The sequence below is a fragment of the Candidatus Zixiibacteriota bacterium genome, from assembly GCA_021159005.1.
Lineage (GTDB): Bacteria > Zixibacteria > MSB-5A5 > UBA10806 > 4484-95 > JAGGSN01.
Map to the genome: position 1 here is coordinate 1 of JAGGSN010000222.1, position 26153 is coordinate 26153.

The following is a 26153-nucleotide window of genomic DNA, read 5'->3' on the forward strand; positions in this document are numbered from 1 at the left end:
ATTTTAATTTGATGATTACCCATTTGCGTCATTCCCCCGCCGCGGCGGGGGAATGACATCACTATAGCATCCGCCTAAGGCGGACAAAAGGCCGGATAGTAGTGAAATAATAATATTTTAAGCATTAACAATATTCTCCACATAAGATTGGATGCTACAAAAAAAGTCGTCTTTTTAACCTTGTGCTTGTTTCACATTAACACGCTATTGCAGTCTTTACGTTATAATTATAATAATGTTCCAAGCAGCAAGGTGTCGGGTTTCTCCTCGCCTTCGGCGAGTCGGAACCCGACCTGCACTACACTAAAAACCCCATACCTCCAAAATTCGTTCAACTATCTCATCCAATAATTTCAATCTCAACTGGCTGTGTTTATCACATTTTGCTTTTGAGGGATCGGGGTGAGTCTCAAGGAATATGCCATCCACACCTACAACTGCCGCGGCTCGCGCTAACGGCAAGACAAATTCAGGCGACCCGCCGGATGAATCGCCTGCCGCACCCGGCTTCTGCACCGAATGAGTACAGTCGAATACGACCGGATAGCCAAGCTGCCGCATGATTATTAACGAACGGAAATCGACGACTAAATCATGATAGCCAAAGGTGGTGCCGCGCTCGGTCAGCATGATTTTAGTACCGCCGGCGGCTTTGGCTTTATCGGCGGCTTCATTCATCCCCTCCGGCGCCATAAACTGACCCTTTTTTATATTTAGCGCCAAACCGGTCTTAGCGGCGGCGCTTATTAGTTCGGTTTGACGGCATAAAAACGCCGGTATCTGCAAACAATCAACTGTCTCAGCCGCTATGACAGCTTCCTCCGAAGAATGAATATCTGTTAACACGGGAATATTATATTCACTTTTTACATCCTTAAGAATTTGAAGGGCTTTTGCTGACCCTATTGTGGCAAATGAATTTATCGATTGACGGTTGGCTTTCAAATAGGATGATTTATAGATAAACGAAACATTATATTTCTCCGATACCCGAACAATCTCCTCGGCGGCGGCGAAAGCAATTTCTTTCGATTCGACCACGCAAGGTCCGGCTATGAAAAAAGGCTTGCCTGTTCCGACTTCTACTGTCCCGATGTTGAATCCTGCAACGGCCATGATTTCTCCTTAACAGCAATCACTTGCCAGATAGCATTCCTGCCTTTTGATTTGAACTTCCTTTCCATTTTTAATGTAAGTATCAATTCTGAAGATTCAATCTCAACTGTGCCATGGAACAACCCCTCGCCAAGGATTACAATATTTTCAGATTTTATTTTCATGTCCCAGTATTTGGAATTATTAAGGAAAGCGGATGAGACAGCTTTTATATCGGTCCAGAAATCCTGATAGCCCGAATCACTCTCGGCTTGATAAAATACCATGTCCTCATCGGCGGGAAATGGCACATCAGGTATTTCAATGATTTCCTCTTTGACGCAACCCATTAAAATAATTGCCAAGAGTATGGGTATTACAATTCTGCTCATTGTTCCTTAAGAATAGTAGTATCAGATACAGTACCGGTTGAAACTTCACAGGCTTTTCTATAATTGAGAGCAGCTTCTATAAATCCCTTAAAAAGCGGATGAGGCGACATAGGCCTGGATTTTAATTCGGGATGGAACTGACAGCCGACAAAAAATGGATGATCGGGAAGTTCAATCATTTCGACTAACTTTTCGTCCGGCGATAATCCGGGGAAGCGCATTCCTTTTTTACCAAGTTCATCACGGTATTCGTTATTAACTTCGTAGCGATGACGGTGACGTTCGTTTATTTTTAATTTACCGTAAATTTTGGCAGCAACCGAGCCTTTCTTGATAACACACGGATATGAACCCAGCCGCATAGTGCCGCCCATATTGGTAACCTGGCGCTGTTCGTCCATCAGATGAATTACCGGATATTTTGTTTCCTGGTTAAACTCATAAGAATCGGCGCCATTAAAACCGCAAACATTGCGGGCATATTCAATAATGGCGCAATGCAAACCAAGACATAAACCAAGGAATGGGATTTTATTCTCGCGCACGTATTTTATTGCTGCAATTTTACCCTCGATGCCCCTATCGCCGAAACCACCTGGGATTAATACACCATCGACATTGCCCAAATATTTTTCAGCACTTTCCTCGGCAATCTCCTCGGATGATACCCAGACTAATTCAACTTGAGTGTCATTGGCAATACCGCCATGTATGAAAGCCTCGTTAATTGACTTATAGGCATCCTTGAGATTTATATATTTGCCGCAAATAGCAATACGCACTGTGTGTTTGGGGTTGTTTATTTTATGAACCATTTCTTTCCATTCGGTTAAATCGAGATCTTTGCAGAGCAGTTTAAGGTAGTGGACAACTAAGTTGTCAACTAGTTCGTGATGGAATAAAATGGGCACTTCATAAATTGTTGAGCAATCGAGGTCCTGAATAACCGCTTCCGGGGGAACATTACAGAACAAAGCTATCTTTTTCTTGATATCTCGAGAAAGTTCTTTAATTGACCGGCAGATTAATATATCGGGCTGGATACCTATCTCGCGCAGCATCTTTACGGAGTGTTGAGTCGGTTTGGTCTTAAGCTCATCGGAGGTTTTAAGATAAGGCACTAAAGTCAGATGGATGTACAGCGTATTTTCCCGACCGTAGTCTAAGCCCATTTGACGAATTGCTTCCATAAACGGCAGCGATTCTATATCACCGACTGTGCCGCCGATTTCAGTAATGATAATATCCACATTCTCATACTGACGGGCGAGACGAGTGCATCTTGATTTAATCTCATCGGTGATATGCGGAATTACCTGCACCGTAGCACCAAGATAGTCTCCGCGGCGCTCGCGTTGAATAACAGCATCATAAACCTGCCCGGAAGTAACATTGCATAATCGGTTTAAATCGACATCAATAAATCGTTCATAATGGCCAAGATCAAGATCGGTTTCAGAGCCGTCATCCAAAACGAAAACCTCACCATGTTGAAATGGATTCATAGTACCGGGGTCAACATTGATATAGGGGTCAAATTTCTGAAGCATAACATTCAAACCCCGTGATTTCAGCAATAATCCTATACTGCCGGCGGCAATACCTTTACCCAAAGAGGAGGTTACTCCTCCGGTTATAAATATAAATTTTGGCTGTTTAGCTGTTCTTGACATGTTTACCTCAGATTCTGTAATATTTTTTCTGCCCTCGATAAATCTTCCCTGGAATCAATACCTGAAAACACTTGTGATGCTTTTAGACAATATATATCATAGCCGTTTTCCAATGCCCTCAATTGTTCTAAGCCCTCGGTCAACTCCAAAGGCGTCTGTTTTAGTGAAGCGAATGTTTGTAAAAACTCTGCAGTGAAACTATATATTCCGATATGCCTGTAAATTTCAGGTAAATCAGAACCGGTCTGACCATTTTTATTTTCAAACCAAGGCAACCTGCTTCGTGAAAAATACAAAGCCCGGTTGTCTTTGGCAATTACAACTTTAACATCATTAGGATTATCTATTTCTGAAAAATCTGTTATTTTACTGCAGGCTGTGCTCATTACTGCTTTCGGATTGTCTATTAAATAGTTAGCGGTTTTGGTGATAACCTCAGGCGACAACATCGGCTCATCCCCCTGAATGTTCATTACAATATCCGCTTTCAGGTTCTTAGCAACTGATGCTATTCGATCAGTGCCGCAACTGAACTTGCCGCTTGTGATTACAGCCTTGCCCTCGTGCTTTCTAACAACCTCGGCAATACGTTCGTCATCGGTGGCAACAATTACATCATCGAGAATAGTAGCTTTTTGCGCTTGCTTAATGACACGAACAATTATAGGCAATCCGGCCAGAGTGGCTAATGGTTTACCCGGAAACCGCTTCGAGTTATATCTTGAGGGAATTATTCCGATTACTTTCGGCACAAGCTATTTTACTCAATAGATAGGTTGCTGTCAATAAAAAACAGGAAAAAAGCGGATTTTACATTTACCTTGCCTGCATTATTCAAAAATATATAGACTCGCAATGACTTTCTTATATTTTTTATGAATAATGCGGGATAGTTCTACTATAAAATCCGGGGTAGTAGCGAAATAGTAAATAATACAATATTCCCACAAAATAAATAGCGGCGCTGATTATAATACCAACGCCGCTTCTTTTGATAATTTATGCGGTTAACGTATGTCCTTGTGTGTCAACCAGTCTATTACTCAACCTTAAATTTAACCCACTTGGTTTTAGATTTCTGCCCAAACTGGTCTATGCCCATCACTATAAAAAAGTATTTCCCCGGCCTAATCATCTGGCCGCTTGCCAGCTTGCCGTCCCAGACAACATTAAGCGGCGGTAAACCTTTATTGCCAATTGAATGAAGAGCATAACTATCTGCCGCTGTTTCGCTCCAGTCTTTTAGTTTGGCGGAAAATATATAAAGTTTCCATGAACTCAAATTGAGAAAACCCTCGGGTTTAAGATAAAACACCAATCTGTTACTATTACCAATATTGAGATGAGCGTAATTAAGATTGAGATTAAGTTTTTTATATTTCGTGGGCGGCGGCGATGGCGCTGCTGTTATGGGAGGCGGCATTGGGGCTTCAACAATTTGAATTGGTTCTTCGGTTGTCTGTAATAATGGCTGTTCCGGTTCAGATATCTGTGCAGCAATCTCCGGCTCGGCGATTATCGGTGATGGCTGCGTCATTTGATAGCTGGTAAAATCATATAGATTATTTTCTTCATGTTTGCTGTAATAATCGGGTACGCCTCCCCAACCATAGGAGAATGATATGAAATTATCCGCAACTAAATTCTCGCCCGGCGACTCAAAAGGATATGACCTTATAGCGTAATCAAAGCGAAAATCACGGCCATGTAAATCAAAATTGAGTGAGAATCCTGCGCTCCAGCGATTTAGATCTGTTTCAGTATCATAAACTGTAGTTTTACCAATTGTGTAGCCAGCGCGTAATCCCATCGTAATGCTGCTGTTGGTTGCAATCCACCATTCGGTGCCAAAATTAAACTGCGATGTATTATGGGTAGAAGCTACCCCTGCCTGTTCAAGCTGCCATCCTGCTAAAACCGAACCGAGATTATTAGTCATTGGAATAAAATACGCGCCTGCAAAACGAAATTTCCGCGAAAGGTATTCGGTAGAATAGAGTTGGTCGGGTGTAAGTTTGCTTTTTAGAAGATTTTCACCGACTGCCGCTAATGATAAATTATATTTTGAACGCCAACTTAAACCGACATCGATATCAAAGGCCGAACGTTCATTCTGATTGGATTCAAAAACATACTTAAAACCGGCGCCGGCAGAAAATTCATCGTTTAATAACCGAGAATAGGCAAGGTTTATATTAGTTGATGTGGTCAAGCTTGTCGGGTCGGAAAATGAACCGAATTGATGAGTATTAAAGACTATATTGCCGTATTTTTCATGAAAATAGTTTAATCCCAGAAGTCCGCCATATGGCGACTCATCAACGAGATAGCCGTAACTCGTTGGCATATAATATTGTAGTTGAGCCTGCCAACCTTGAACATAACCAGGGCCAGCCGGATTATATAATGCTCCAAATGGCTCATCCGCAAGGGCTGAATAGGAAAAGCCAAGCCCCTCGCCTCTGGCTCCAATTGACATATCATTTCCGGCTTGTGTATTTGCAATCCCTATACATAGAAAAATTGTAAGTATTGCGAATGTCATGTTTTTACTCATTACCGCTCCTCCGGATTTGTATTTTAAATTTTTTATACGAATTAATATCCCGGAAAATCTTTTCAGGCCGGGATTATTATCATATTTATATATCGGCTGCAATTAGCAATATTTTACATCTATTAATATCAGTAGGATTAATATACCCGGATCCTGCAATTGAATTATACTGCCGAAAGACAGCTTTTTAAATGCTGCGCGTAAGAACGTGTTTGAGGCTTATAACTATATCATCCATCGCGATGCCTGTTTTAGAACGGCTTGCAATGATATGTTTTGATTATTAGGTGCTATTCTACCATCCCGACAGCGACTCCAGATTCTTATTCAGCTTCTCAGTCAGTTCCTCGGTCTTCTTAAGACGGCCGCGGTCGGCTTCCACTACCTCAGCCGGCGCGCGGTTGATAAAATCGTGGTTGTTAAGCTTCCGGGACAATTTTTCGGCATACTGCGTTTTCTCATCGAGAAGCTTCTCCAGCCTAGCTTTTTCCTGTTCGATATCAATCAAACCCTCAAGCGGAATAAATATCTCAGCACCGGGTACAATAGCCGAGGCTGAAAGCGGCGGTTTTTTTATATCTATTGAAGCTTCCACCTCACCCGAACGAGCCAGGTTTCTGATTTCATTCTTGTGTGTATTAAATATTTCAACAAGCATATCGTTTTCACATCTAATCAGCACTTTCGGTTTCTTGGCAGGCGGTACAGATAATTCACCGCAGGCTATACGTACCGACTCGGCCAGCTCTATCACTTTTTCCATGTCTCTTTCGAGTTCATCATCAATGAACTTCAACATAGGTTCCGGCCAGCTTTTAGTCGAAATCGAATCTTTGCCGTCATTCTCAAGCGCTAAACTCCAGATTTCTTCGGTTACAAATGGCATAAACGGATGGAGCAGTTTCAGTATTTGAAGGAGCACATAACCCGAGCATTCGCGAGCTGCTTGAATGGAATCACGAATTGCCGGGTCGCTCAATTCTTTATCGGCAAAATATCGGGGTTTTAGCATCTCAAGATAATTACTGCAGTAATCATTCCAGATAAAATCATAAGCGGCTTTTGCGGCAGTCGAAAAACGAAAAGCAGAAAGATAGTTGTTAACCAAACCAATAGATTTAGCCAGCCGTGAAAGTATCCATTTATCGGGCATCTCAAGATGGCTTTCGGTAATTTTCAAATTCTCGGCAAGTTTAAAATCGCCCATATTAAGGCGAACAAACCGAGATGCGCTCCATAACTTGTTGGCAAAATTGCGGCCGATTTCAAATGTCTTTTCCGAAATATGCGGGTCCTGCCCTTCCGGTGTCTCCAAAATCAAAGAGACTCGCAAGGCATCCGCGCCGTATTTATCGATTATCAAAAGCGGGTCGATACCATTACCTAATGATTTCGACATTTTTATACCATCAGCATCGCGCACTGTGCCATGGATGTAAACATCGGAGAAAGGTTCCTTGCCCATAAATTCCAATGATCCCATCACCATGCGGGCAACCCATAGATAAATAATCTCGGAGCCGGTAACCAGCGCTTTGGTTGGGAAATATTTATCAAGTTCGGCAGTTTTCTCAGGCCAGCCAAATGTTGAAAACGGCCAAAGCCAAGAGGAAAACCAAGTATCAAGAACATCCTCATCCTGACGCAGATTTTTGCTGCCGCAACTCGAGCACTTCTCTGGTTTTGAGCGTGCAACCATAATTTCCTGACAATCATCGCAATAGTAAACCGGAATGCGGTGTCCCCACCACAATTGACGTGAGATACACCAGTCGCGTACATTTTCCATCCAGTGAAGGTATGTTTTAACCCAGTGTTCGGGATGGAATTTAATGCGTCCGGATTTGACCGAATCAATCGCCGGTTTAGCCAATGGCTTCATTTTAACAAACCATTGCTTGGATAGATAAGGTTCAACAACCGTATGACATCGATAACAAGTGCCGGAAATAAGGCTGTAGTTTTCTATCTTATCAAGATGCCCCTTTTCCTTAAGTTCCTCAACTATTTTCTTGCGAGCATCATATCTGTCCAAGCCGGCGAATTTACCGGCGTTTTCATTAAGAGTGCCGTCCTTGCTTAAAATATTTATCCGTTCGAGGCTATGACGGATACCGATATCGAAATCATTTGGGTCATGAGCGGGAGTGATTTTTAGAGCGCCGGTGCCAAACTCCATATCGACATAATCATCAGCTATAATTGGAAGTTCGCGGTCCATTATTGGCAGGATAGCTGATTTGCCTATAAGTTCCTTAAACCGCTCATCTGCCGGATTAACTGCTATGGCAGTATCGCCAAGCATAGTTTCAGGACGGGTTGTGGCAATTATTACATACTCATCAGAGCCTTTAATTTTATATTTTATATACCAGAGAAACGAATCAACTTCATCCCTCTCGATTTCATCATCAGAGAGAGTGGTTAAACAATCGGGGCACCAGTTAACAATTCGCTCGCCGCGATAAATAAGCCCTTTTTCATAAAGACGGCAAAATACTTCAATAACGGCTTTTGACAACCCTTCATCCATTGTGAAACGAGTGCGGTCCCAATCACAGGCACAGCCAATTTTCTGAAGTTGTTTTATGATTCTATCGAATTTCTCTTCTTTCCACTTCCAGACTTTCTGAACGAATTTCTCGCGTCCGATATCATGACGAGAACGCCCCTCCCGCGCTAATGCCTTTTCAACCACAACCTGGGTGGCAATACCGGCATGATCAACTCCGGGAAGCCATTCCGTCTCGCGCCCCTGCATCTTCTTCCAACGTATCAAAATATCCTGAAGCGTATTATTGAGCGCATGCCCAAGGTGAAGAATATCAGTAACATTAGGCGGAGGTATAACTATAGAATAAGGCTCCTTATCGTTATCAAGCTGGCCATGGAAAATACCGGAATCGAGCCATTTCTTATATATAACATCCTCAACCAGTTTTGGATTATATGCTTTTGGAATATCAGTCATTCTAAATAAGTCCTTTCAATATAATGACATTCAGAAAGCAGGGAAAATAATCATTGCCCCTGATAAAGTCAAGACTTTCTGTAAATTATCGGGGTGTGACGAATATTTATTAATACCTTATCGTAATTATATTTACCATTTATTAGCGCTGTTTTAAAGTCAAACGATTTATATTAAATTACTTTTTAATTGACAATAAGCATCAATCAATTATAAAAACATATCAATAGAATTAATTGCTATGTCAGTTCGCTGTGAAATACAAGCCGATACTCTGTCGAGCGATTATTGAAAGGATTCTATGAAGCGCCGGGATTTTATCAAACAAACAGCCAGCGCCGCTGCCGCCTCACTGGTTATAAGCGGCGGCATTCTGATATGCGGAAACCGTAATAATGATGCTCAAAAAGTGAGCAAAAAATTCCTGCTGAAAAATTACCGCGTTAAATCAAAGCCAGATTGGCCAATACTGTCAATAGCTCATGGCCAGGATTATCGCCGGGTTGTCGCTTCGGCATTAGCCATTTTTGGAGGAATAGAACCATTCATATCTAAAGGCGAAAAAGTATGTCTCAAGCCCAACATCGGTTGGGATAGAACGCCTGAACTGGCGGCTAATACTAACCCTGAGGTTGTGGCTGAGCTTGTCAGGCTTTGTCTGAAAGCCGGCGCTGCCAAGGTTACAGTTGTCGATGTTTCCTGTAATGACCCTAAACGCACATTCAACAGATCCGGCATAAAAGCCGCCGCGGAAGCCGAGGGCGCTGAAGTGATCATCCCTAATAGAAACCACTATGCTATGACAGATTTCGGCGATGACAGTCTGGGCAGATGGAAAGTATTGAAGCCGGTCATTGAATGCGATAAGCTTATCAATATGCCGGTGGTGAAGCATCACTCGCTATCGGGGATAACATCCGGGATGAAAAACTGGTTCGGTGTTATAACCGGCCCCCGAAATCGCCTGCATCAGGATATTCATTATAGTATAGCCGAGCTTGGAAGGCTGTTTCAGCCTACACTTACCATTGAAGACGCCACAAGAGTTCTTGTGAGAAATGGTCCGACAGGCGGCAGAATCAATGATGTTAAGGTTTGCGACAGCATTGTCATATCTCCCGACCAGGTTGCCGCTGATGCGTATGTTGCCCGTTTTCTCAACAAAACACCGACAGATTTTCCATACATCGCAATCGCCGAACAGAAGGGATTGGGAGTGATTAATCCGCCGGAAAATAAAATCGCAAGTGTTGAAGTATGAATAGATATATGAGGAACTGCCTGCTTTGCGTAAATTAACAACCTTAAGAACCGTCTGCCAAATATTTTTCTTTTTGTTGTTTGTCTATTTGGTTATCGCTACTCAGTATAGCTATTGTCCGGATGAGGAAAAAGTATCCGGCTGGCTGAAACTGTTTTTCGATATAAATCCGCTTAATTTGTTAGGCGTTTCAACAGCCGCGGGCGTTTTATACGCAACCTTGATATTGGGTTTTATTCTGCTTGTGGCCACTATCATTTTCGGGCGGTTTTTCTGCGGCTGGATATGTCCGCTGGGGTCGCTAAATCACTTTTTTTCCGCCTTCAAATCCGAAAGAAGAGAACATCGTGCCAAAGCCTTAATGAAATCAAATATCTATAAACCATACCAAAGCCTTAAATATTATCTTCTGATTATATTAATTATGATGGCTGTTTTCGGAAGCCTTCAAACCGGCTTATTCGACCCGATATCAATCCTCGCTCGCTCATTGGCAATGGTCATCCTTCCTGCCATCACGTTATTACTTAAGACTTTCTATGCCTGGTTATGGTCGTCGGATAATTTCTATATAGCGTGGCTTGGCGAGATATTATACGGGGTATCGTCAAAGCTGTTTTTACCTGTAAAACAGCCGCAGTTTCACGGCATATTTTGGTTGGCTTTGATATTTGGGGCAATAGTAGTCGCCAACCGAATTTACACCCGTTTCTGGTGCCGCGCTTTATGTCCGCTGGGAGCATTGCTTGGATTCTTAGCCAGCTTTTCGATATTCGGATTGAAAATTGATGAAGAAGCTTGCGATGGCTGCAGCAAATGCCTCCTTCACTGCCAAGGGGGCGATAACCCGCATCAGGAACTGCCGCACCTTAGAAGTGAATGCCATCTTTGTCTTAACTGCCTTGATGATTGCCCTCGTGATGCCCTGTCGTTCGGCTTCTTTGGCAGCCGGGAAAAAGTGAAAACCAAACCGCAGATAACCCGGCGCAAGATGATATTCGCGGGCTTGGCAGGCTTATTAGCTGTGCCGACATTGAGGTCGGGAATCAGCGGTTATTTTAAAACCAAACCAAAGTTAATCCGGCCGCCCGGTTCGCTTACCGAGGAAGATTTTCTGGCTCGATGTATCCGATGCGGCCAGTGTATGGAAGTATGCCCGACAAACGCCTTGCATCCAACGCTTCTCGAAGCTGGTTGGGAAGGCATATTCACCCCTTATCTTATACCGGCAATAGGCTATTGCGAATACAATTGCGTCCTTTGCGGGCAGAGTTGTCCGACCGGCGCTATTGAGGCATTAACTGCGGCCAAAAAGCACGGCGGTGAGAACTCTAAACCAATACGTATCGGCACTGCGATAATCGACAGGTTTCAATGCCTGCCCTGGTCATTCGGTAAAGAATGTATAGTCTGTGAGGAATGGTGCCCTACCTCGCCAAAGGCAATAGATATTTTAACCAGTAAATGGATTGATGAAGACGGCAATGAAGCAATCTCTCGCCGACCGATTGTAAATGCCGAATTATGTACCGGTTGCGGCGCCTGCGAATATGTTTGTCCCGTTGAAAGCAAAAAGGCTATCACTGTTTCCTCAATCGGCGAATCGAGAAATCCTGAAAATGACATGTTTCTGCAAAGATCGAAAAAAGTAAAGGGGAATTGACAATGACTAAAATTTCGATATTTATTCTCTATATGTTTATCCTTTTTGCAAACTGTTCATCACACGAAAAAAATGATTCATCAACAGATTATAAATCTATCTTCCCTGACAAGCTTGATGGGTTTAGCCTTACTTCTCCGCTAAAAATATATCCGGCCGATTCTCTGTATGAGTATATTAACGGGGAGGCAGAGGAGTATGTTACCTATGGAACTGTTCAAGTGGTAAGTTGTGAATATTCTAAGGAAAAGCTTAAATATTCAATCGATTTGTTTGAATTTGAAGACCCGTTGGGCGCATTTGGCATTTATTCAAAACGCCGTCTTCCGGGTGACAGATTCATTGAACTGGGAACCGAAACTGTACTTGGAAACAGTTTCATATATTATTTGAAGGACCGCTATTTAATAACAATAAACTTCTACGGCAATAGCCTCCCCGATTTTGAGAGCTTGAGTCATTTTGCTGTAATAATCGATAGGCAAACGCCGGGTTATGCGTTATATCCCCAACAGATTATGGTATTTCCGCAAAAACGCCTGGTTAGTCATAGTGAAAAATTCTGGATACACGGTTTTAAAAATTTCGCCGCTCCCGAATCATGTTTTTCCGCAGATTACAGAAAACGAGATAAAATCTGCACTTTGTTTTATTCACTTAATAGAACACAGAGAGAATTTGATACGTTCGTAGATGTTATAAATATAAAATGCAGAATATTATCACATACTGCCGGCGTTGGTAAAAATTCGATTTATGCAGTTTCCGAAACCGAGGGAAAGATACTTGTCGGTTATTCCAACCAGATTATATTCGGCGTATTAAATGTATCAGGAGATTACTGGGCTAAGGCTTTATGTAAAGCTTTGTTTGAGAATATAGAACCGGAACCCTTATAGTATTTCTGATGTAATAGCGTCATATTATTATGGCTGGTGTACGTCCCCGTGCACCGGTTTTCCTTATTGTTAAATTTCATGATTTTCAAATCATCTATTTATTTCGAAAAAAACAGCCAAAAAGTAATAATAATCTATAGTTTGTGATAATATTCACATTAATTGACTTGATTTTATCTTTTACCTTTTATAAATTTATCCGATGATGATAATAACAGTTTAATAGGAGAAATAATATGGACATAGGAATCGCCAAAGAAGGACACCATCTGGAAAACAGGGTTGCTCTTACTCCCGCCGGCGTTCAAACACTTATTAATGCCGACCATACGGTATATATCGAGCAGGGGGCAGGTGAAGTATCCGGCTTTGTAGATGAGGATTACACAAATGTTGGAGCAAAGTTAGTATATTCACCAGAGGAAATATTCCTGCGCTCTAAACTTTTGCTTAAGGTTGCGCCGCCAACTATCGACGAATACAAAATAATGCCTGAGAATCAGGTTGTCTTATCCGCTTTCCATGCGGCTGTGGCGCCAGAGGAAAATTTAAAATTATTGATAGAGAAAAAAATCACCACTGTAGGCTATGAGATTATCGAGGATGACGAGGGTAATTTGCCGGTTTTAGTGCCTATGTCTGAGTTAGCCGGGCAGATGTCTATCAGCACTGCCAGTTATCATCTATCCAACGTTGGCGGCGGACGAGGTGTTCTTCTTGGCGGCGCTGCAGGAGTGCCGCCGGCAACAGTGGTTGTGCTGGGTGCCGGAACGCTTGGCCTTAACGCCGTAAATACTGCCAAGGGTATGGGCTGCAACGTAATCCTTTTCGACAGCGATTTGAACAGACTTCGCAATGCTAATTATTTATTTTCGAAGCAAATTGTTACTTACTTGCCATTTGAATATAACTTAGAAAGAGCCGTTCAGATAGCTGATGTTTTAGTTGGAGCCGTGTCTATTCATGGTGAAATGGCTCCTAAGCTGATTACTAAAGAAATGGTAAAATCGATGAAGCCAAGGTCGGTAATTGTTGATGCCTCAATTGATCAGGGAGGATGTATTGAAACTTCCCACCCAACCAACTGGTTGGATCCAACATTTGTTTCTCATGATGTTATCCACTTTTGTGTTCCAAATATGCCGTCGAATATAAGCCGAACCGCCACTTATGCCCTATCCAATGCTATCCTGCCTTATGTATATCGAATCGCCAAATCAGGGATAGAAAAAGCTATACAGGATGATTACGGACTTGCTCGAGGAGTTTTTACATACAAAGGCGATGCCTTAAGAAATGTAATAGCCAAAAAGCTGGGAATTAAAGCTAAATCGCTTAAAGATGTATTGAAAACCGGGAGCAAGAAATGAAATGGATTGATTTATACCATAGCAAATTAGTATCTGCTGAAAATGCGGTAAAATGCATTAAATCAGGCGATGTTGTTTATGTCCACCCGGGCTGTTGTACTCCGGAATATCTCGTGGATGCAATGGTAGCTCGTAAAGATGAACTCGAAAATGTTACCGTCACTCATATTCTCACTGAGGGCAAAGCAGCCTATGCGCAGCCGGGGATGGAACCTTATTTCCGCCATCGCTCGCTGTTTACAGGCAAAAACGCGCGCAAGGCCGTAAATGACGGGCGAGCCGACCAAACACATATGTTTTTAGGTGAAGTCGAACAGCTTTGGCTTACCGGCCTTCTCCCTATAGATATTGCTCTTATTCAAGTAAGCCCTCCGGATGAACATGGTTTTTGCTCTTTTGGAGTCGGCGTTGATGTTACAATGTCTGCCGCCCATAAAGCGAAAACCGTAATAGCGATGGTTAATCAGCATATGCCGCGCGTTCATGGCGATTGCTTCATCCATGTGAATAAACTAACCCACGTTGTAGAACATACAACACCACTTCTGGAAATGCCGCAAGGCACACCAGATGAAACCTCGATGAAAATAGGCAAGCTTATCGCCGACAACATTGATGACGGCTCTACTCTTCAGATGGGTATAGGAGCTATCCCAAATGCTTTTCTGGCTGCTCTTGAGGGACGCCATGACATGGGTATTCATACCGAGATGTTCTCCGATGGTATTATCTCGCTGGTAGAATCCAGCGTAGTAAATAATTCCCAAAAGACTCTTCATCCGGGCAAAATAGTTTCTGCATTTGTGTTGGGAACTCGGGAAGTTTTTGATTTTTGTGATGACAATCCTATTTGTGAATTCCACCCCTGCTCTTATACTAACGACCCTTTTATCATCGCGCAAAATGAAAAAATGGTTTCAATTAATTCCGCTCTGGGTATAGATCTTACCGGGCAGGTTTTTTCAGACTCGCTGGGTTACAGGTTTTATTCCGGTTTTGGCGGACAAGTTGATTTTGTTCGCGGCGCATCAAAATCAAAAGGCGGCAAGCCGTTCATCGCTTTTCCAGCAACTGCCAAAGGCGGCACAATGTCGAGAATAGTACCGCATATGTCAGAGGGCACAGGCGTTACAACTACTCGTGCCGATGTTCACTATATCGTTACCGAATATGGCGTTGTGGATTTATATGGTAAAACAGTCAGAGAACGCACTAAGCTTTTAATAAGCATTGCGGCTCCGGAATTCCGGGAAGAATTAGAAAAATTTGCTAAAGAACATAAATATATCTAAATAGATTTATTAATTTAGCGAAAACGCAATTAAGAGTCAGGTTATTTTAGCTTGGCTCTTATTTTTTCGAGGTTATTATAACCGGATTTTACAGTTGAACAAATAAACCAAATCGATGGTTATTTATATGCATTAGATTTTAGACAGCTAAATTTTTTGACGAAAAACTAAAATAAAAAATAATAAACGATAAAAAGAATAATACCAGCATACCAATTGTAGTGAAAATAATTTTCTTCATTTTCGTCTCCTTAATTATTTACAATCTATAATGATTGAAATTATCCGCAAGGTTAGTGCCGGAATAAAATTTAATTATTATATCACTACTGTCCGGCGTTTTGTAATATACAGTTATCTATGTTATTCCCGTGAAAGTCCGTAGGCTTTCAGACGGTCAAACGAGCCATATGGCCGTAAAGACCCGTACGTTCTTGATAATGGGGTCATTAAAGATTCCCATTAGAAAGGACGGTCAGCAGTGAAATTAATTGCAAAACTATGGTTATAAGACAACCTCGCTTAATATGGTAAATTCTCATTAAATAGTTTATTGACTGTTTTTATATAACTTGCATTATTATCCGAATATCCCTTATAATTATTTCGATGAAAACAAAACTTAAATTACCGCCAAGATTTCAATTGGCGATTACTCCAACGCCGTTAGAGGCATTTTTTCTTTCTCCATCCCCCAAATCGGGAGTGGAAATATTCATAAAACGGGATGACCTGACCGGTTCGGAATTATCAGGGAATAAGATACGTAAGTTAGAGTTTATCTTTTACGATGCGGTTTCCTGCAAATCTGATATAATCCTTACTTGCGGCGGAGTCGGCTCGAATCACTGCCGCGCTGTGGCGGCGATGGCGGCTCGTATTGGTATCGACTGTGAATTGACTCTTATGGGCAAACCACCGGCTGTCCCGGATGGAAACCTTCTTTTAGACAGTTTATATAAAGCCAAAATCAAATATATTACAGTAAGCGAATATCAAAATAATATCGACAGTATACTTACTAAGAGAGCCAACGCTTTAATCAAGCGCGGAAGAATTCCCTATATCATTCCTGAGGGAGCTTCTAATCCGCTTGGCGTATGGGGTTATTTTCTGGCTGGCCTTGAACTTAAAAAACAGCTTGATACAGCCGAGATTGAAATCGACTACATAGCCTGCGCGGTTGGCTCCGGCGGCACCTATGCCGGTCTTCTGGCCGCCTCGCTATATCTAAAATGGCCGGTGAAAATTATCGGGTTTGCAGTAAATCGAAATGCCGGCTATTTCATTGAAAAAATCACAAGCCTTGTAGAACAATTTATAAAGATTAATAAAATTAGCCTCGATTTTAAGCAGTCGGATATAACAATAGATGACAGCTATATAGGTCCGGGTTATGCAAAAATTTCCGATAAGGAAGCATCGTTTATAAAAAAAATAGCCGCTAATACCGGTATAATCCTCGACCCTGCCTACACTTCCAAAAGTATGCTTGGCCTTTTTGATTATATCAAAAAAGGTGAAATAATTCCCAATCATAAGGTAGTTTTCATTCATACCGGCGGTTTGCTGTCAATTTTTCCATATCGTAAAAAATTGGTTTAATATCATCAATCATATAATGAATTAAGCCATTAAAATGTTTGAGACAATCGATATGTTTATTTGCAGCAATATTGCAAGAAAATACAAACTGTTTCAATTTTATGTTGATTTTTTAGAAAGGATGTATATATTTTAACGAGGTCTAAGAACAGGAACCGCTTAAGGAAGGGTAATACATTCAGAGGTATGATTTTATATAAGATACACTTACGGAGTTTTTTAGAACCGAATCGTATTTTCAGGCACAGGTTTTGCTTTTTAAACTTTCAAATTGACGATTAGAAGGAGATTTGAATGTTATCTAATGGGCTTGAAAGAGGATTCACTGATGATCTTCTAAAAAATACCCGCGATTCTCGAATAGGCAAAGATGAGGAAGGCTACTTCATATATACTTCCAGCGAGAACATTAAGGTATATGTTGATCTATATTATAAGTTTCTCGAAAAATCTGAAACACGCGCGCTCAATGAACGCGAATCTATTATACAGAGGCTGCAATCAACTCCTGATGACCATGAGGAATCATTAGCCTTTTATCGCGCAAAGATTATTATAGTTGAACAGCTGCTTAAGAATATCTATCAGCATTATTCCGATTCTGTTAATACCTCATCGTTGATGACGCCGTGGTGTTTCGGCACTGTTGTTCTTGAGAAAATAGAAATCTATCGGGATAAGATATCCAAGGGTCTTGTGCATGATCCTCATATTCCCAAATATCCTTTTTATGTTTTACAGTATATCGATGAGATTTATAAGAAAACTCTTCTCGATTTATTTGAATTTCCCGAAAAAGCATTCTCAATGCGCTGGCAGTATACCGAACTTCTAAAGCGGTATTCACGGGTATTATCGGATGTTACGAATTCATTGCAGAATGTTTTAAGTATGATAAAATCATCAGGGCATTAAATGGTACATGGTTAATGGTGTTCTTAAGGTCGTCTTTGGCGGCCTTTTTTTATTGGGTAAATTATATCCCTGTTTATGCAATACAGAAATGTAAAGTATTATATAACTTTCTCTTTACTACAACCATCAATATACTCTTAAATCCCCCGTCGCTGGCGGGGGACTTTTAAGCTGCATAATCATATAACGTGTTAGCGCAGATATTATTCCCCTTTTCAGAGAAGCTAAACGTATTAATATTCCCCGATTTGGTTTCGCTATCTTATTATTCCCTTCTTGAGAGGAGCTATGAGTGTGTTATTAACGCTATATGATCAATATAATTCCGAATAATATTTTAATTCATTTGTAATTCTACTGCAAAATCCAGAATTATAAATCATAGCGTAGGGGCGTATCCGCCCCGGTCGGATGCCCCGCAAAGCTTCGGCAACAGAAAAATCTCTAAATCGTAAAACACTTGCCGATGCTGACGTGTATAAATATATTAGCAATACAGCTAATGCTAAGGATAAATTTGGATTTACTCTATGCTTTAATAGAAATGGCTTTAATGACGATATTTTCCTAAAGGAGATTATAATGAAAAGAATTTTACTAATACTTCTACTGGCCATAATTACTATTCTTCCCATACAGGCAGTTGCCCAGAAACTGTTAATCCCGATGGATTTTTCTCAGACCGACCATCTTAAAGCTTATGGCGTCGCTTACTGGTGTCTGACATACGGGCAAAATGTCGAATGGCTGTTGAATTATCGCGGCGGTTCGTTTCTTACTAACTCGCTTCCTCAGATTCAGGAATTGTGCCGCCTTCGAGGGGTAAAATATGAGACTATAAGCGGCGGCGAGGAGGCGCAGATAAAAGCGACAATCGAGGCTAATAATATGGAATCGGTTTTGCTGGAAAAAGCTCCTAAAATTGCAATTTATGCTCCGCCGTCATCCAAAAATGAACCCTGGGATGATGCGGTTAATCTGGCTTTAGAATACGCCGAAATCCCCTTTGATGTTATCTGGGATGTCGAGGTTCTGGCCGGACGATTAGCTGATTATGATTGGCTTCATCTTCACCATGAGGATTTTACCGGTCAGTATGGCAAATTTTATGGCGGTTACCGCAATACAAGCTGGTATAAACAATCGAAAGCTCTTAACGAGACAACTGCCAGAGAGCTTGGCTTCAAAAAGGTGCCCAAATTAAAATTGGCTGTAGCTTTGACTATCAGAGAATATGTTGGCAATGGCGGTTTCTTATTTGCGATGTGTTCTGCTACTGATACTTATGATATAGCTTTAGCGGCTCACAATACTGATATTGTGCCAGCTGAATATGATAATGATCCGGTTGACCCCAATTGCCAGAGCAAACTTGATTTCTCTCAATGCTTGGCTTTTGAAAATTTCGATTTAGTGCTTAATCCACTCATTTACGAACATTCCAATATCGATACTTCGCCATTCCGCGGCGGGCACCGCATGACTCCGGAGGCTGATTATTTTACGTTGTTTGATTTTTCAGCCAAATACGACCCGGTGCCAACTATTCTGGTTCAGAATCATGTGCCGGTTGTGAATGGATTTTGGGGGCAGTGTACCGGTTTTAGAAAAGACCTCATCAAGAAACATGTTGTAATATTAGCTGAAACCGAGGGAAAAAATGAGGCGAAATATATTTATGGCAATTACGGACGCGGTTTTTTCACTTTCTTGGGTGGTCATGACCCGGAAGATTATCAACATTTCCTCGGAGACCCGCCTACAGATTTGCGGCTTCACAAACATTCTCCCGGTTATCGCCTAATCTTGAATAATGTCTTATTTCCGGCTGCCAGAAAAAAGGAAAAGAAAACTTGAGAATATTGACAGCAAGAGGGCGTATGCAATACGTTCCTACGCGCGGTGGTGCATAAACTATCTTAACACTTATGTTATTATTGTGTTAGCAATCTGAAAGAAACGGTTCTTGGCAACCAGCGGAAACAGCGTTCGGCAATCATGGCAAAATTATTGCTTTGCCAATAACTCGGAATATTTTGATTAACAGAAAACATTAAACTATGACAAACCATCCATTAATCGGCTGCAGCGAATATTCACCAAAGATTAAAGCATATGATGCGGCTGTCAAATGCTTGAAACTTGGTCTGGCCGGTTTTCAGCTCTCCGGCGATTTTACTATCAATTTCCCTGAGAATATCTCCCAATACGAACGTGAGCAGACAAGCAACTTTATTCATGAAAACAACATTCGCCTTCACTACCATGCCCCCAGCGATATCCCCCTCGCCAGCAGGCATGAGAAGCTTCGGCTTGGCGGAGTGCAAAGACTTATGGAATATATCGATCTGGCGGTTGATATGGGAGCATCCTCATTTATTTTTCATCCGGGAAGATTTGCATTTTATAAGGTAAGCTCTCAAAAATTGGTCTTGGCAAAAAGAAATGTGCCGGAATCATACTACGACAATTTATATAACTCAGTATATATACTTGCTGAACATATCGATGGCAAACTTCAACTGCTTCTTGAAAACACCTACAATTTTTCCGATAGAATTATCTCGGTTGTTGACAGGTTTTTAGAAATACCATATACTGGGCTGGCTTGGGATATTGGCCATATGAATCACAGTGAAAGCTATAATCAGATTTCTAACTGCGGTATGGCTGATTTTTTCGCAAATAGAATTAAATCGGTTAAATTGGCTCACATTCACGATTCCGTAAACAACAAAAGCCATCTGCCATTGGGAACGGGAAACTTGAATATCTCTGCCTATATTGATATTTTCAACTCTCAAAACATTGAGATGATTATTGAGGTTTTGTCTGATAATGACCTGATGAAATCGCTTGATTATATTCAGACGCTTGCGTTAAAGGGACAGCCATGATAAAACGCCTGTTGATTATATCAATAATTTTTTCCCTCTTGGCTCCAATTATAATCGAGTCAGCCCAGAGATGTTCGCTGTGCGGTAAACCTATCACCGGTCAATATGTCAAATTCAATGATGGCGATGTGTTTTGTTTAGACTGCATGGAAAAATATACTCATTGTGATGTATGCGGCAAACCATCCCGTTCAACAACAAAAATTGATGGCAAATACATCTGCAGGGAATGCCTACTCAAGCTCGAGATATGTGATAATTGCAAGAAGCCAATAGTCGGCAAGTATGTAAAATACCCCGAACTCAACCTTATATTATGCGAGAAATGCGCCAATTCTTTGCCGAAATGTGATATATGCGGCCGCCCGGATAAAAATCTTATAACGGTTGGACATAAGAAAGTTTGTCGGTCATGTTTAAAACAGCTGTCGGTATGTTATATATGCGGTGAACCTATTGAGGGTACATACACATGTTTCGAGGGTAATTCATCTAAAAAGTATTGCCAGAAATGTGTTGATAAATATCCAAAATGCGCCAGCTGCGGCGCTCCTGTGGGTAATAATAGCGTTAAGCTTGATGATGGACGCATGCTATGCCATGACTGCTATAAATCAGCGATTTTCGAGCCAGCTCAAGTCAAAGCTATCAAACTTAAAACACTTGCCTACATGGAATCTAATTTAGGAATGAAAATACAGCATGATATTAAATATTCGCTTCAGGGTGAGGATTATTTAAATAAAAAATCTTATGGCTTATCAGAAGATTTAAACGGCTTATTTTATCGAATCGGCAATACTTTCGAAATATATATCCTGTATGGCCTTCGCAAAAAGGACCTATATCAGGTCGTTCCCCATGAGATTGCTCATGCCTGGTCTGCCGAGAATAGCCGCACTGGTTTAACTTTGGAGGATGAGGAAGGATTCGCTCAATGGGTGGCTTATCACTCGTTGGGTAACTTTGGCTTCATCGATTTTCGCGAAACGCTTAAAGAAGGCAATAATGTTTATGCCAGTGGCTTGCGCAAAATGCTTGATATTGAAAAAAATGGCGGAAAACAGGCAGTTTTTAATTATATGACAAACAAATAAGTTCTATCTGCAACATGCTTTGATAATAGTTTCTTTGTTTAATAAAGACAAATTTTAGATTTCCGAAATGAAAGTATAGATAAGGAGTATTTTTTGATAAAACTTGAGGAATATAGTAAAATTCCAGATGTTAGCGAAGCGTGCTGGCAAATCGGAATTAGCCCAGATGGTGAGTATCTGGCTCTAACATTTCACAATGAACCCCATACCGTGCAATTATGCGATTTAAAAGGCGAAATTTTCAAGAAGCTTGAGGGGCATAGAGGCATGGTTCATTCTATCGCTTTTGCTTCCGATGGCCGAACCTTAATTTCCGGCTCTGCCGATAAAACAGTACGAATCTGGTCGCCAACCGGAGACCTTCTAGGATTGTTCGATCGTTTTGACCAGAGCGTTGAATCGGTCAGTTATGCGCCGGAGGTGCCGATTTTAGCAGGCGGTCAAGCCGACGGTAATATTATTATATTCGATATCGCCTGTAATTATATTGCCACACTGCAAAGCCCTAAAAAAAGAATTTATTGCCTGAGTTGGTCGGGCGACAACAATTTCCTTGCCGCTGCTTGTGGCGATAAGAATTTATATCTGTACAATATCGCTATGCAGACCAAGCGGGTTTTTGAACATCCCGGCGCTGTTTATGGTGTCAGCTTTGCCAAATCTAACGGCACAATGGCAACATCATGCGAGGACGGAGCGGTCAGGTTTATCAAGTATAATGATGATAAAGTTGAGATAATAGACAGCGGCGATAAACGCACAGTTGGAATTACATATTCGCCTGATGATAAGGTTGTGGTCGCCGCATCGTTTGACAAGTCGGTAAAATTCTTCGATAATAAAGGCCAACCGATAGGGAAGCATAAGCTTGATTCTGAAGCCCTTGGCGTCACCTTCTCGGCTAATGGCGAACGTATTTATATAAGTACTAAAGACAGGTATTTGCATATTTATAATGTGGATTATCGGGAATAGATTTGAAAATTTTACCTTCGTTTTGCATTTGAGATATAAATAGAATATAATCATTTATTAAGCTTCTTATGGAAATTCATTTCATTGTAATATGGCTTGTTTTTTACAAGTATTTATTCTAAATGATGTTTTAAATATCAACATGTTTTACGGAGTTAATATGTTTGAAAAGATCAAAGGGGCTAAAAAGCGGCTTTGGGGACATTCCAATATTACGCCTATAATGACATCCCGAACACTTGATAGATTATCAGGGGCTAAAGTTTATCTAAAATGCGAGAATTTCCAGCGGACAGGCGCTTTCAAGTTTCGCGGCGCATTCAATGCTATTTCCCGGTTATCAAAAATTCAACAGGAACGCGGGATTATTACCTATTCCTGCGTCGTCAGGAACCCCTTCCTGACGACATCGGTAATAAAAATATCTACTTCCGCACAACTCGTTTGCCCCTAATTTCAACTCCCTCCAGCATAAGGAGCTTCTTTTTCATACCCATTCCAGCAGCGAAACCGGTTAAACTGCCATCCGAGCCAACTACGCGATGACAAGGCACAACTATCGCAATAGGATTGCTAGCCATAATCTGGCCAACAGCCCTCGCCGCTTTCGGTGAACCGGCTTTCTTTGCCAGCTGCCCGTAACTCATCACCTTGCCATAAGGAATTTTACTGCACTCGCGCAAGACTTTACGTTTGAATGACGGAAAATAATCTAAATCCAATTTTATATCAAAAGATTTTCTATTGCCTCTAAAATATTCTTGCAGCTGCGTTTTAATCTCTTTTGTTTTTTGCTGATTTTTTTCTGGTTGTAGATTACGATTGCAGACATGTTCGAAAATATCTGATAACCCTGAGTATTTGCCGAAACTGATTATCCTAAGTCCCTTATCACTGACAGCCAAGTTAAAATCGCCGAATTTCTTATCTTTAAAGGAATCTAAATATAAAACAGCTTTTATAGATTTCATAATTTCAACCCCAATTTTTTAGCTCTTTTAATTCTGTTCTTAGCATTAATATGGTCCCGATTGGATTTGGAAAAAACATGAGAACCATCCCCCTTGGCGACAAAATATAGATAGTCGCCAGCGGCGGGATTAACAGCCGCCTCAAGTGAAGCCTTGCCGGGAGAACATATAGGTCCGGGCGGCAAGCCATAATACTTATATGTATTATATGGCGAATCTAATTTAAGGTCTCGTCTATATAGAGGCCGGTTCAGACCGCCGAGGGCATAGATTACAGTAGGGTCGCATTGAAGACGCATGCCGATTTTTAGCCGCTTGTGATAAACCGCCGAAATCATCGGCCTTTCGCTGTCAATCATTGCCTCTGACTCGATAAGCGAGGCCATTATAACCGCTTCATAAATATCCAAACCATGCCTTTTTGCTTTTGCCTCAAATGAATCAGGTATGCTGGCAAAAAAATGATTCAGCATTTTATTGACTACTTGCCGCGGCGATTCATCATAGAAAAAATTGTACGTATCGGGAAACAGATACCCCTCCAAATCATCAGTGGGAATAGAAAGCGAATCAAGCAGCGTTCGGCTGCCGCATGCCTTAATGAAATCATCTTTATTGAAAAGCAATTTACCGCTTAGAAGTTCGGCGGTTTTTTCAACAGTCAGTCCCTCCTGAATAGTTACATTATAGGGAATAGCCGAGCCAGTTGTTAATATCTCGAAAATATCAGCGAAACTGGCATTCGGTTCGATTGCATAACGGCCTGTTTTTAATTTGCGGGAATGTCCGAAAATTTTTGAAAACAGCACAAAATTAAACTCTGAGGAGATAGCGCCTATTTTATAAAGTTTATAGCTTATATCATAAACCGTCTCGCCGCGATTGACTACAATATATTTGGTTTTATCGCCGAAGTCGGGCGATTGATGCGGGATGTAATACAGATAAAAGCCAACTAATATGCAAACAATCAAACATATTGAAATTATTCTTACAATGTAGCGCAATGTTATTGACCTATACTTTCTGAAAGGCAATGAGACAAACATCGACCCAACAAGGACAATCGAGGCAATGAGCCCAAGCAGGTTTGAACCCCACCAGTATGCCTTATCTTTAAGACTGAATTTATCTTCATTGATTTTTATTGCCATCGAGAAATGCCTGTAAAATTATAGCAGCCGCTACTTCATCTATTTTGCCTTTGCGAGCTTTTTTACCTGAGGCGTGAATCTGCTTGGCGGCTTCCCATGATGATAATGTCTCATCAACCAGATTGACAGGATATTCGGTTTTTGATTCTAACATACCTGCTAATTTTTCGGTTTTTTTAGCCATAGCGCCGCGGCTGCCATCCATATTAAGCGGCAGTCCAATTACGAACTCCTTGATTTCCTCTTTCTCGCCAATAGCCAGAAGTTTTTCTACCAGATCATTATATCCGGTAAATTTTATATAACCATAACCGGAGGCTAAAAATCGAGACTGGTCGGAAACCGCTATGCCGACTCGGGCATCGCCGTAATCAATCGCTAAAACTCTACTCATTCGGGTCGGGCAGCCTTCCGTTGTTTTTATATCGGATATAATCTGCAAAAGCTCTTACATGAGATTCAAACGCGATATTTTCAGGCGGGCTATCGAATGGGAAATATTGCAGTTCGCTGGCATCATCCCCCGGCTTAAAATCGCCGCCGATGATTTCGGCTATATAAAGAACCAACACAGCCTTATATCTTGGGTCATCATCGCCTGAATATATTTTGAATGAACTTGTTAATTCGATTTTTAATCCGGTTTCCTCAGCCACCTCACGAATACAGCATTGAGACGGCGACTCCCCATATTCCATAAAACCTGCCGGAAAACACCAGTCGCCCACATATGGCGGGTATTTACGTTTTACCAGTAAGATTTTGCCATCGTCCTCGATAATAGCCCCAGCCGCCGGAATAGGGTTTCTATAGTATATAAAATCGCAGTTTGGGCAGCGTTTTCTATTTTTGCCGTCAATATGTGAATCGATGAGTTTTGTAGAGCACCACGGACAATAAGAAAACTCTTTGCTAATTACAAGCTTGTGCTCATTTTCGGGTAATTTGTCGGGCACATTCAATCCTTACGGTTAATTTTTAATCCTTCCTATTATAAATAAATATTATATGTCTGGCAAGTGATTTGGTTTTTAAGAAGCGCGAATGATAATAGAATATTCATCACTACTGTCCGGCCTTTTTCATAGAGTTCTTTAATAATATATAGTAAAGCGATACTTTCTTGAATTATAACCTAAGCAGCAGCAAGATGTTGGACGATTCCAGCAAACATTGACATTTCATCTTTTATTTTTTTAAATATTTCGGGATAAGATTTGAGAAATTGATTTTAATTCGATGATTATCCATTTACGTCATTCCCCCGCCGCGTCGGGGGAATCCAGGAATCCGCCAGTGGCGGACGGAGCCGTTCGTTAACTCAAAGGTGGATAACAAGAATACCATGCCCCGTGTCCGCAGACAG

22 protein-coding genes are annotated in these 26153 nt (G+C 41.3%); 12 read left to right on the forward strand and 10 right to left on the reverse strand.

The genetic code is table 11. The features are described 5' to 3' along the window. Positions 1 to 303: 303 nt before the first annotated feature. The 6 genes from kdsA to J7K40_14720 all read right to left on the reverse strand — a co-directional run bounded on the left by kdsA (position 304) and on the right by J7K40_14720 (position 8688). Positions 304 to 1116 carry a 3-deoxy-8-phosphooctulonate synthase gene (gene kdsA / locus J7K40_14695; GenBank protein ID MCD6163647.1) on the reverse strand — a complete coding sequence of 271 codons (813 nt, stop codon included), beginning with the start codon at positions 1114 to 1116 and terminating at the stop codon, positions 304 to 306. Continuing rightward, positions 1083 to 1487, reverse strand: coding sequence for a hypothetical protein (locus J7K40_14700; GenBank protein MCD6163648.1), 405 nt, complete (start codon positions 1485 to 1487; stop codon positions 1083 to 1085). Before J7K40_14700 ends, kdsA begins: the two co-directional genes overlap by 34 nt. Beyond that, positions 1484 to 3160 carry a CTP synthase gene (locus tag J7K40_14705; protein ID MCD6163649.1) on the reverse strand — a complete coding sequence of 559 codons (1677 nt, stop codon included), beginning with the start codon at positions 3158 to 3160 and terminating at the stop codon, positions 1484 to 1486. Before J7K40_14705 ends, J7K40_14700 begins: the two co-directional genes overlap by 4 nt. A 2-nt stretch (positions 3161 to 3162) precedes the next feature. After that, positions 3163 to 3912, reverse strand: coding sequence for a 3-deoxy-manno-octulosonate cytidylyltransferase (gene kdsB / locus J7K40_14710; protein MCD6163650.1), 750 nt, complete (start codon positions 3910 to 3912; stop codon positions 3163 to 3165). 287 nt (positions 3913 to 4199) lie between these two features. Then, complete coding sequence (locus J7K40_14715) at positions 4200 to 5717, reverse strand: hypothetical protein (protein MCD6163651.1); 1518 nt, start codon at positions 5715 to 5717, stop codon at positions 4200 to 4202. Positions 5718 to 6012: 295 nt separating this feature from the next. Further along, positions 6013 to 8688 carry a valine--tRNA ligase gene (locus J7K40_14720; protein ID MCD6163652.1) on the reverse strand — a complete coding sequence of 892 codons (2676 nt, stop codon included), beginning with the start codon at positions 8686 to 8688 and terminating at the stop codon, positions 6013 to 6015. 301 nt (positions 8689 to 8989) lie between these two features. On the opposite strand from J7K40_14720, the gene J7K40_14725 reads away from it, so the two are divergent. The 12 genes from J7K40_14725 (at position 8990) to J7K40_14780 (ending at position 23116) form a co-directional block, all read left to right on the forward strand. Beyond that, entirely contained in the window at positions 8990 to 9949 is a 960-nt protein-coding gene (locus tag J7K40_14725) for a DUF362 domain-containing protein (GenBank protein ID MCD6163653.1), read from the forward strand. Between the two features lie 25 nt (positions 9950 to 9974). After that, positions 9975 to 11612, forward strand: coding sequence for a 4Fe-4S binding protein (locus J7K40_14730; GenBank protein MCD6163654.1), 1638 nt, complete (start codon positions 9975 to 9977; stop codon positions 11610 to 11612). A gap of 2 nt (positions 11613 to 11614) precedes the next feature. Then, positions 11615 to 12511: a hypothetical protein gene (locus J7K40_14735; protein MCD6163655.1), complete on the forward strand. Its 897-nt coding sequence runs from the start codon at positions 11615 to 11617 to the stop codon at positions 12509 to 12511. Positions 12512 to 12747: 236 nt separating this feature from the next. Then, positions 12748 to 13881, forward strand: coding sequence for an alanine dehydrogenase (locus J7K40_14740; GenBank protein MCD6163656.1), 1134 nt, complete (start codon positions 12748 to 12750; stop codon positions 13879 to 13881). Beyond that, entirely contained in the window at positions 13878 to 15173 is a 1296-nt protein-coding gene (locus J7K40_14745; protein ID MCD6163657.1) for an acetyl-CoA hydrolase/transferase family protein, read from the forward strand. The genes J7K40_14740 and J7K40_14745 overlap by 4 nt, the downstream gene beginning before the upstream one ends. Before the next feature lie 609 nt (positions 15174 to 15782). After that, positions 15783 to 16778, forward strand: coding sequence for a D-cysteine desulfhydrase family protein (locus J7K40_14750; protein MCD6163658.1), 996 nt, complete (start codon positions 15783 to 15785; stop codon positions 16776 to 16778). A gap of 294 nt (positions 16779 to 17072) precedes the next feature. Continuing rightward, complete coding sequence (locus tag J7K40_14755; protein MCD6163659.1) at positions 17073 to 17693, forward strand: hypothetical protein; 621 nt, start codon at positions 17073 to 17075, stop codon at positions 17691 to 17693. Between the two features lie 582 nt (positions 17694 to 18275). Then, complete coding sequence (locus J7K40_14760) at positions 18276 to 19550, forward strand: asparagine synthetase B (protein ID MCD6163660.1); 1275 nt, start codon at positions 18276 to 18278, stop codon at positions 19548 to 19550. Positions 19551 to 19753: 203 nt separating this feature from the next. Continuing rightward, a complete protein-coding gene (locus J7K40_14765; protein ID MCD6163661.1) occupies positions 19754 to 20590 on the forward strand; it encodes a sugar phosphate isomerase/epimerase in 837 nt (278 codons plus the stop codon). Beyond that, on the forward strand, positions 20587 to 21687 hold the full coding sequence (locus J7K40_14770; protein ID MCD6163662.1) for a hypothetical protein: 1101 nt from the start codon (positions 20587 to 20589) through the stop codon (positions 21685 to 21687). The genes J7K40_14765 and J7K40_14770 overlap by 4 nt, the downstream gene beginning before the upstream one ends. A 93-nt stretch (positions 21688 to 21780) precedes the next feature. After that, the gene (locus tag J7K40_14775; protein MCD6163663.1) at positions 21781 to 22662 is read left to right on the forward strand and encodes a WD40 repeat domain-containing protein; all 882 of its coding nucleotides are present in this window, start codon (positions 21781 to 21783) and stop codon (positions 22660 to 22662) included. 160 nt (positions 22663 to 22822) lie between these two features. Next, the gene (locus J7K40_14780; GenBank protein ID MCD6163664.1) at positions 22823 to 23116 is read left to right on the forward strand and encodes a pyridoxal-phosphate dependent enzyme; all 294 of its coding nucleotides are present in this window, start codon (positions 22823 to 22825) and stop codon (positions 23114 to 23116) included. Here the strand turns inward: J7K40_14780 and J7K40_14785 are convergent. The 4 genes from J7K40_14785 to J7K40_14800 are packed head-to-tail and all read right to left on the reverse strand — an operon-like array spanning position 23088 to position 25743. Then, complete coding sequence (locus J7K40_14785; protein MCD6163665.1) at positions 23088 to 23633, reverse strand: MGMT family protein; 546 nt, start codon at positions 23631 to 23633, stop codon at positions 23088 to 23090. The two genes, J7K40_14780 and J7K40_14785, sit on opposite strands and share 29 nt — an antisense overlap. Further along, on the reverse strand, positions 23630 to 24787 hold the full coding sequence (gene mltG, locus J7K40_14790; GenBank protein MCD6163666.1) for an endolytic transglycosylase MltG: 1158 nt from the start codon (positions 24785 to 24787) through the stop codon (positions 23630 to 23632). Before mltG ends, J7K40_14785 begins: the two co-directional genes overlap by 4 nt. Further along, on the reverse strand, positions 24768 to 25181 hold the full coding sequence (gene ruvX / locus J7K40_14795; GenBank protein ID MCD6163667.1) for a Holliday junction resolvase RuvX: 414 nt from the start codon (positions 25179 to 25181) through the stop codon (positions 24768 to 24770). The genes mltG and ruvX overlap by 20 nt, the downstream gene beginning before the upstream one ends. Then, positions 25174 to 25743 carry an NUDIX hydrolase gene (locus tag J7K40_14800; protein ID MCD6163668.1) on the reverse strand — a complete coding sequence of 190 codons (570 nt, stop codon included), beginning with the start codon at positions 25741 to 25743 and terminating at the stop codon, positions 25174 to 25176. Before J7K40_14800 ends, ruvX begins: the two co-directional genes overlap by 8 nt. Positions 25744 to 26153 lie beyond the last annotated feature (410 nt).

Excerpts from the sequence above, each read along its gene's own strand:
- kdsA (MCD6163647.1), bottom strand. The coding sequence starts at position 1,116 with ATGGCCGTTGCAGGATTCAACATCGGGACAGTAGAAGTCGGAACAGGC.
- J7K40_14700 (MCD6163648.1), bottom strand. The coding sequence starts at position 1,487 with ATGAGCAGAATTGTAATACCCATACTCTTGGCAATTATTTTAATGGGT.
- J7K40_14705 (MCD6163649.1), bottom strand. The coding sequence starts at position 3,160 with ATGTCAAGAACAGCTAAACAGCCAAAATTTATATTTATAACCGGAGGA.
- J7K40_14715 (MCD6163651.1), bottom strand. The coding sequence starts at position 5,717 with ATGAGTAAAAACATGACATTCGCAATACTTACAATTTTTCTATGTATA.
- J7K40_14720 (MCD6163652.1), bottom strand. The coding sequence starts at position 8,688 with ATGACTGATATTCCAAAAGCATATAATCCAAAACTGGTTGAGGATGTT.
- J7K40_14725 (MCD6163653.1), top strand. The coding sequence starts at position 8,990 with ATGAAGCGCCGGGATTTTATCAAACAAACAGCCAGCGCCGCTGCCGCC.
- J7K40_14735 (MCD6163655.1), top strand. The coding sequence starts at position 11,615 with ATGACTAAAATTTCGATATTTATTCTCTATATGTTTATCCTTTTTGCA.
- J7K40_14740 (MCD6163656.1), top strand. The coding sequence starts at position 12,748 with ATGGACATAGGAATCGCCAAAGAAGGACACCATCTGGAAAACAGGGTT.
- J7K40_14745 (MCD6163657.1), top strand. The coding sequence starts at position 13,878 with ATGAAATGGATTGATTTATACCATAGCAAATTAGTATCTGCTGAAAAT.
- J7K40_14750 (MCD6163658.1), top strand. The coding sequence starts at position 15,783 with ATGAAAACAAAACTTAAATTACCGCCAAGATTTCAATTGGCGATTACT.
- J7K40_14755 (MCD6163659.1), top strand. The coding sequence starts at position 17,073 with ATGTTATCTAATGGGCTTGAAAGAGGATTCACTGATGATCTTCTAAAA.
- J7K40_14760 (MCD6163660.1), top strand. The coding sequence starts at position 18,276 with ATGAAAAGAATTTTACTAATACTTCTACTGGCCATAATTACTATTCTT.
- J7K40_14765 (MCD6163661.1), top strand. The coding sequence starts at position 19,754 with ATGACAAACCATCCATTAATCGGCTGCAGCGAATATTCACCAAAGATT.
- J7K40_14770 (MCD6163662.1), top strand. The coding sequence starts at position 20,587 with ATGATAAAACGCCTGTTGATTATATCAATAATTTTTTCCCTCTTGGCT.
- J7K40_14780 (MCD6163664.1), top strand. The coding sequence starts at position 22,823 with ATGTTTGAAAAGATCAAAGGGGCTAAAAAGCGGCTTTGGGGACATTCC.
- J7K40_14785 (MCD6163665.1), bottom strand. The coding sequence starts at position 23,633 with ATGAAATCTATAAAAGCTGTTTTATATTTAGATTCCTTTAAAGATAAG.
- mltG (MCD6163666.1), bottom strand. The coding sequence starts at position 24,787 with ATGGCAATAAAAATCAATGAAGATAAATTCAGTCTTAAAGATAAGGCA.
- ruvX (MCD6163667.1), bottom strand. The coding sequence starts at position 25,181 with ATGAGTAGAGTTTTAGCGATTGATTACGGCGATGCCCGAGTCGGCATA.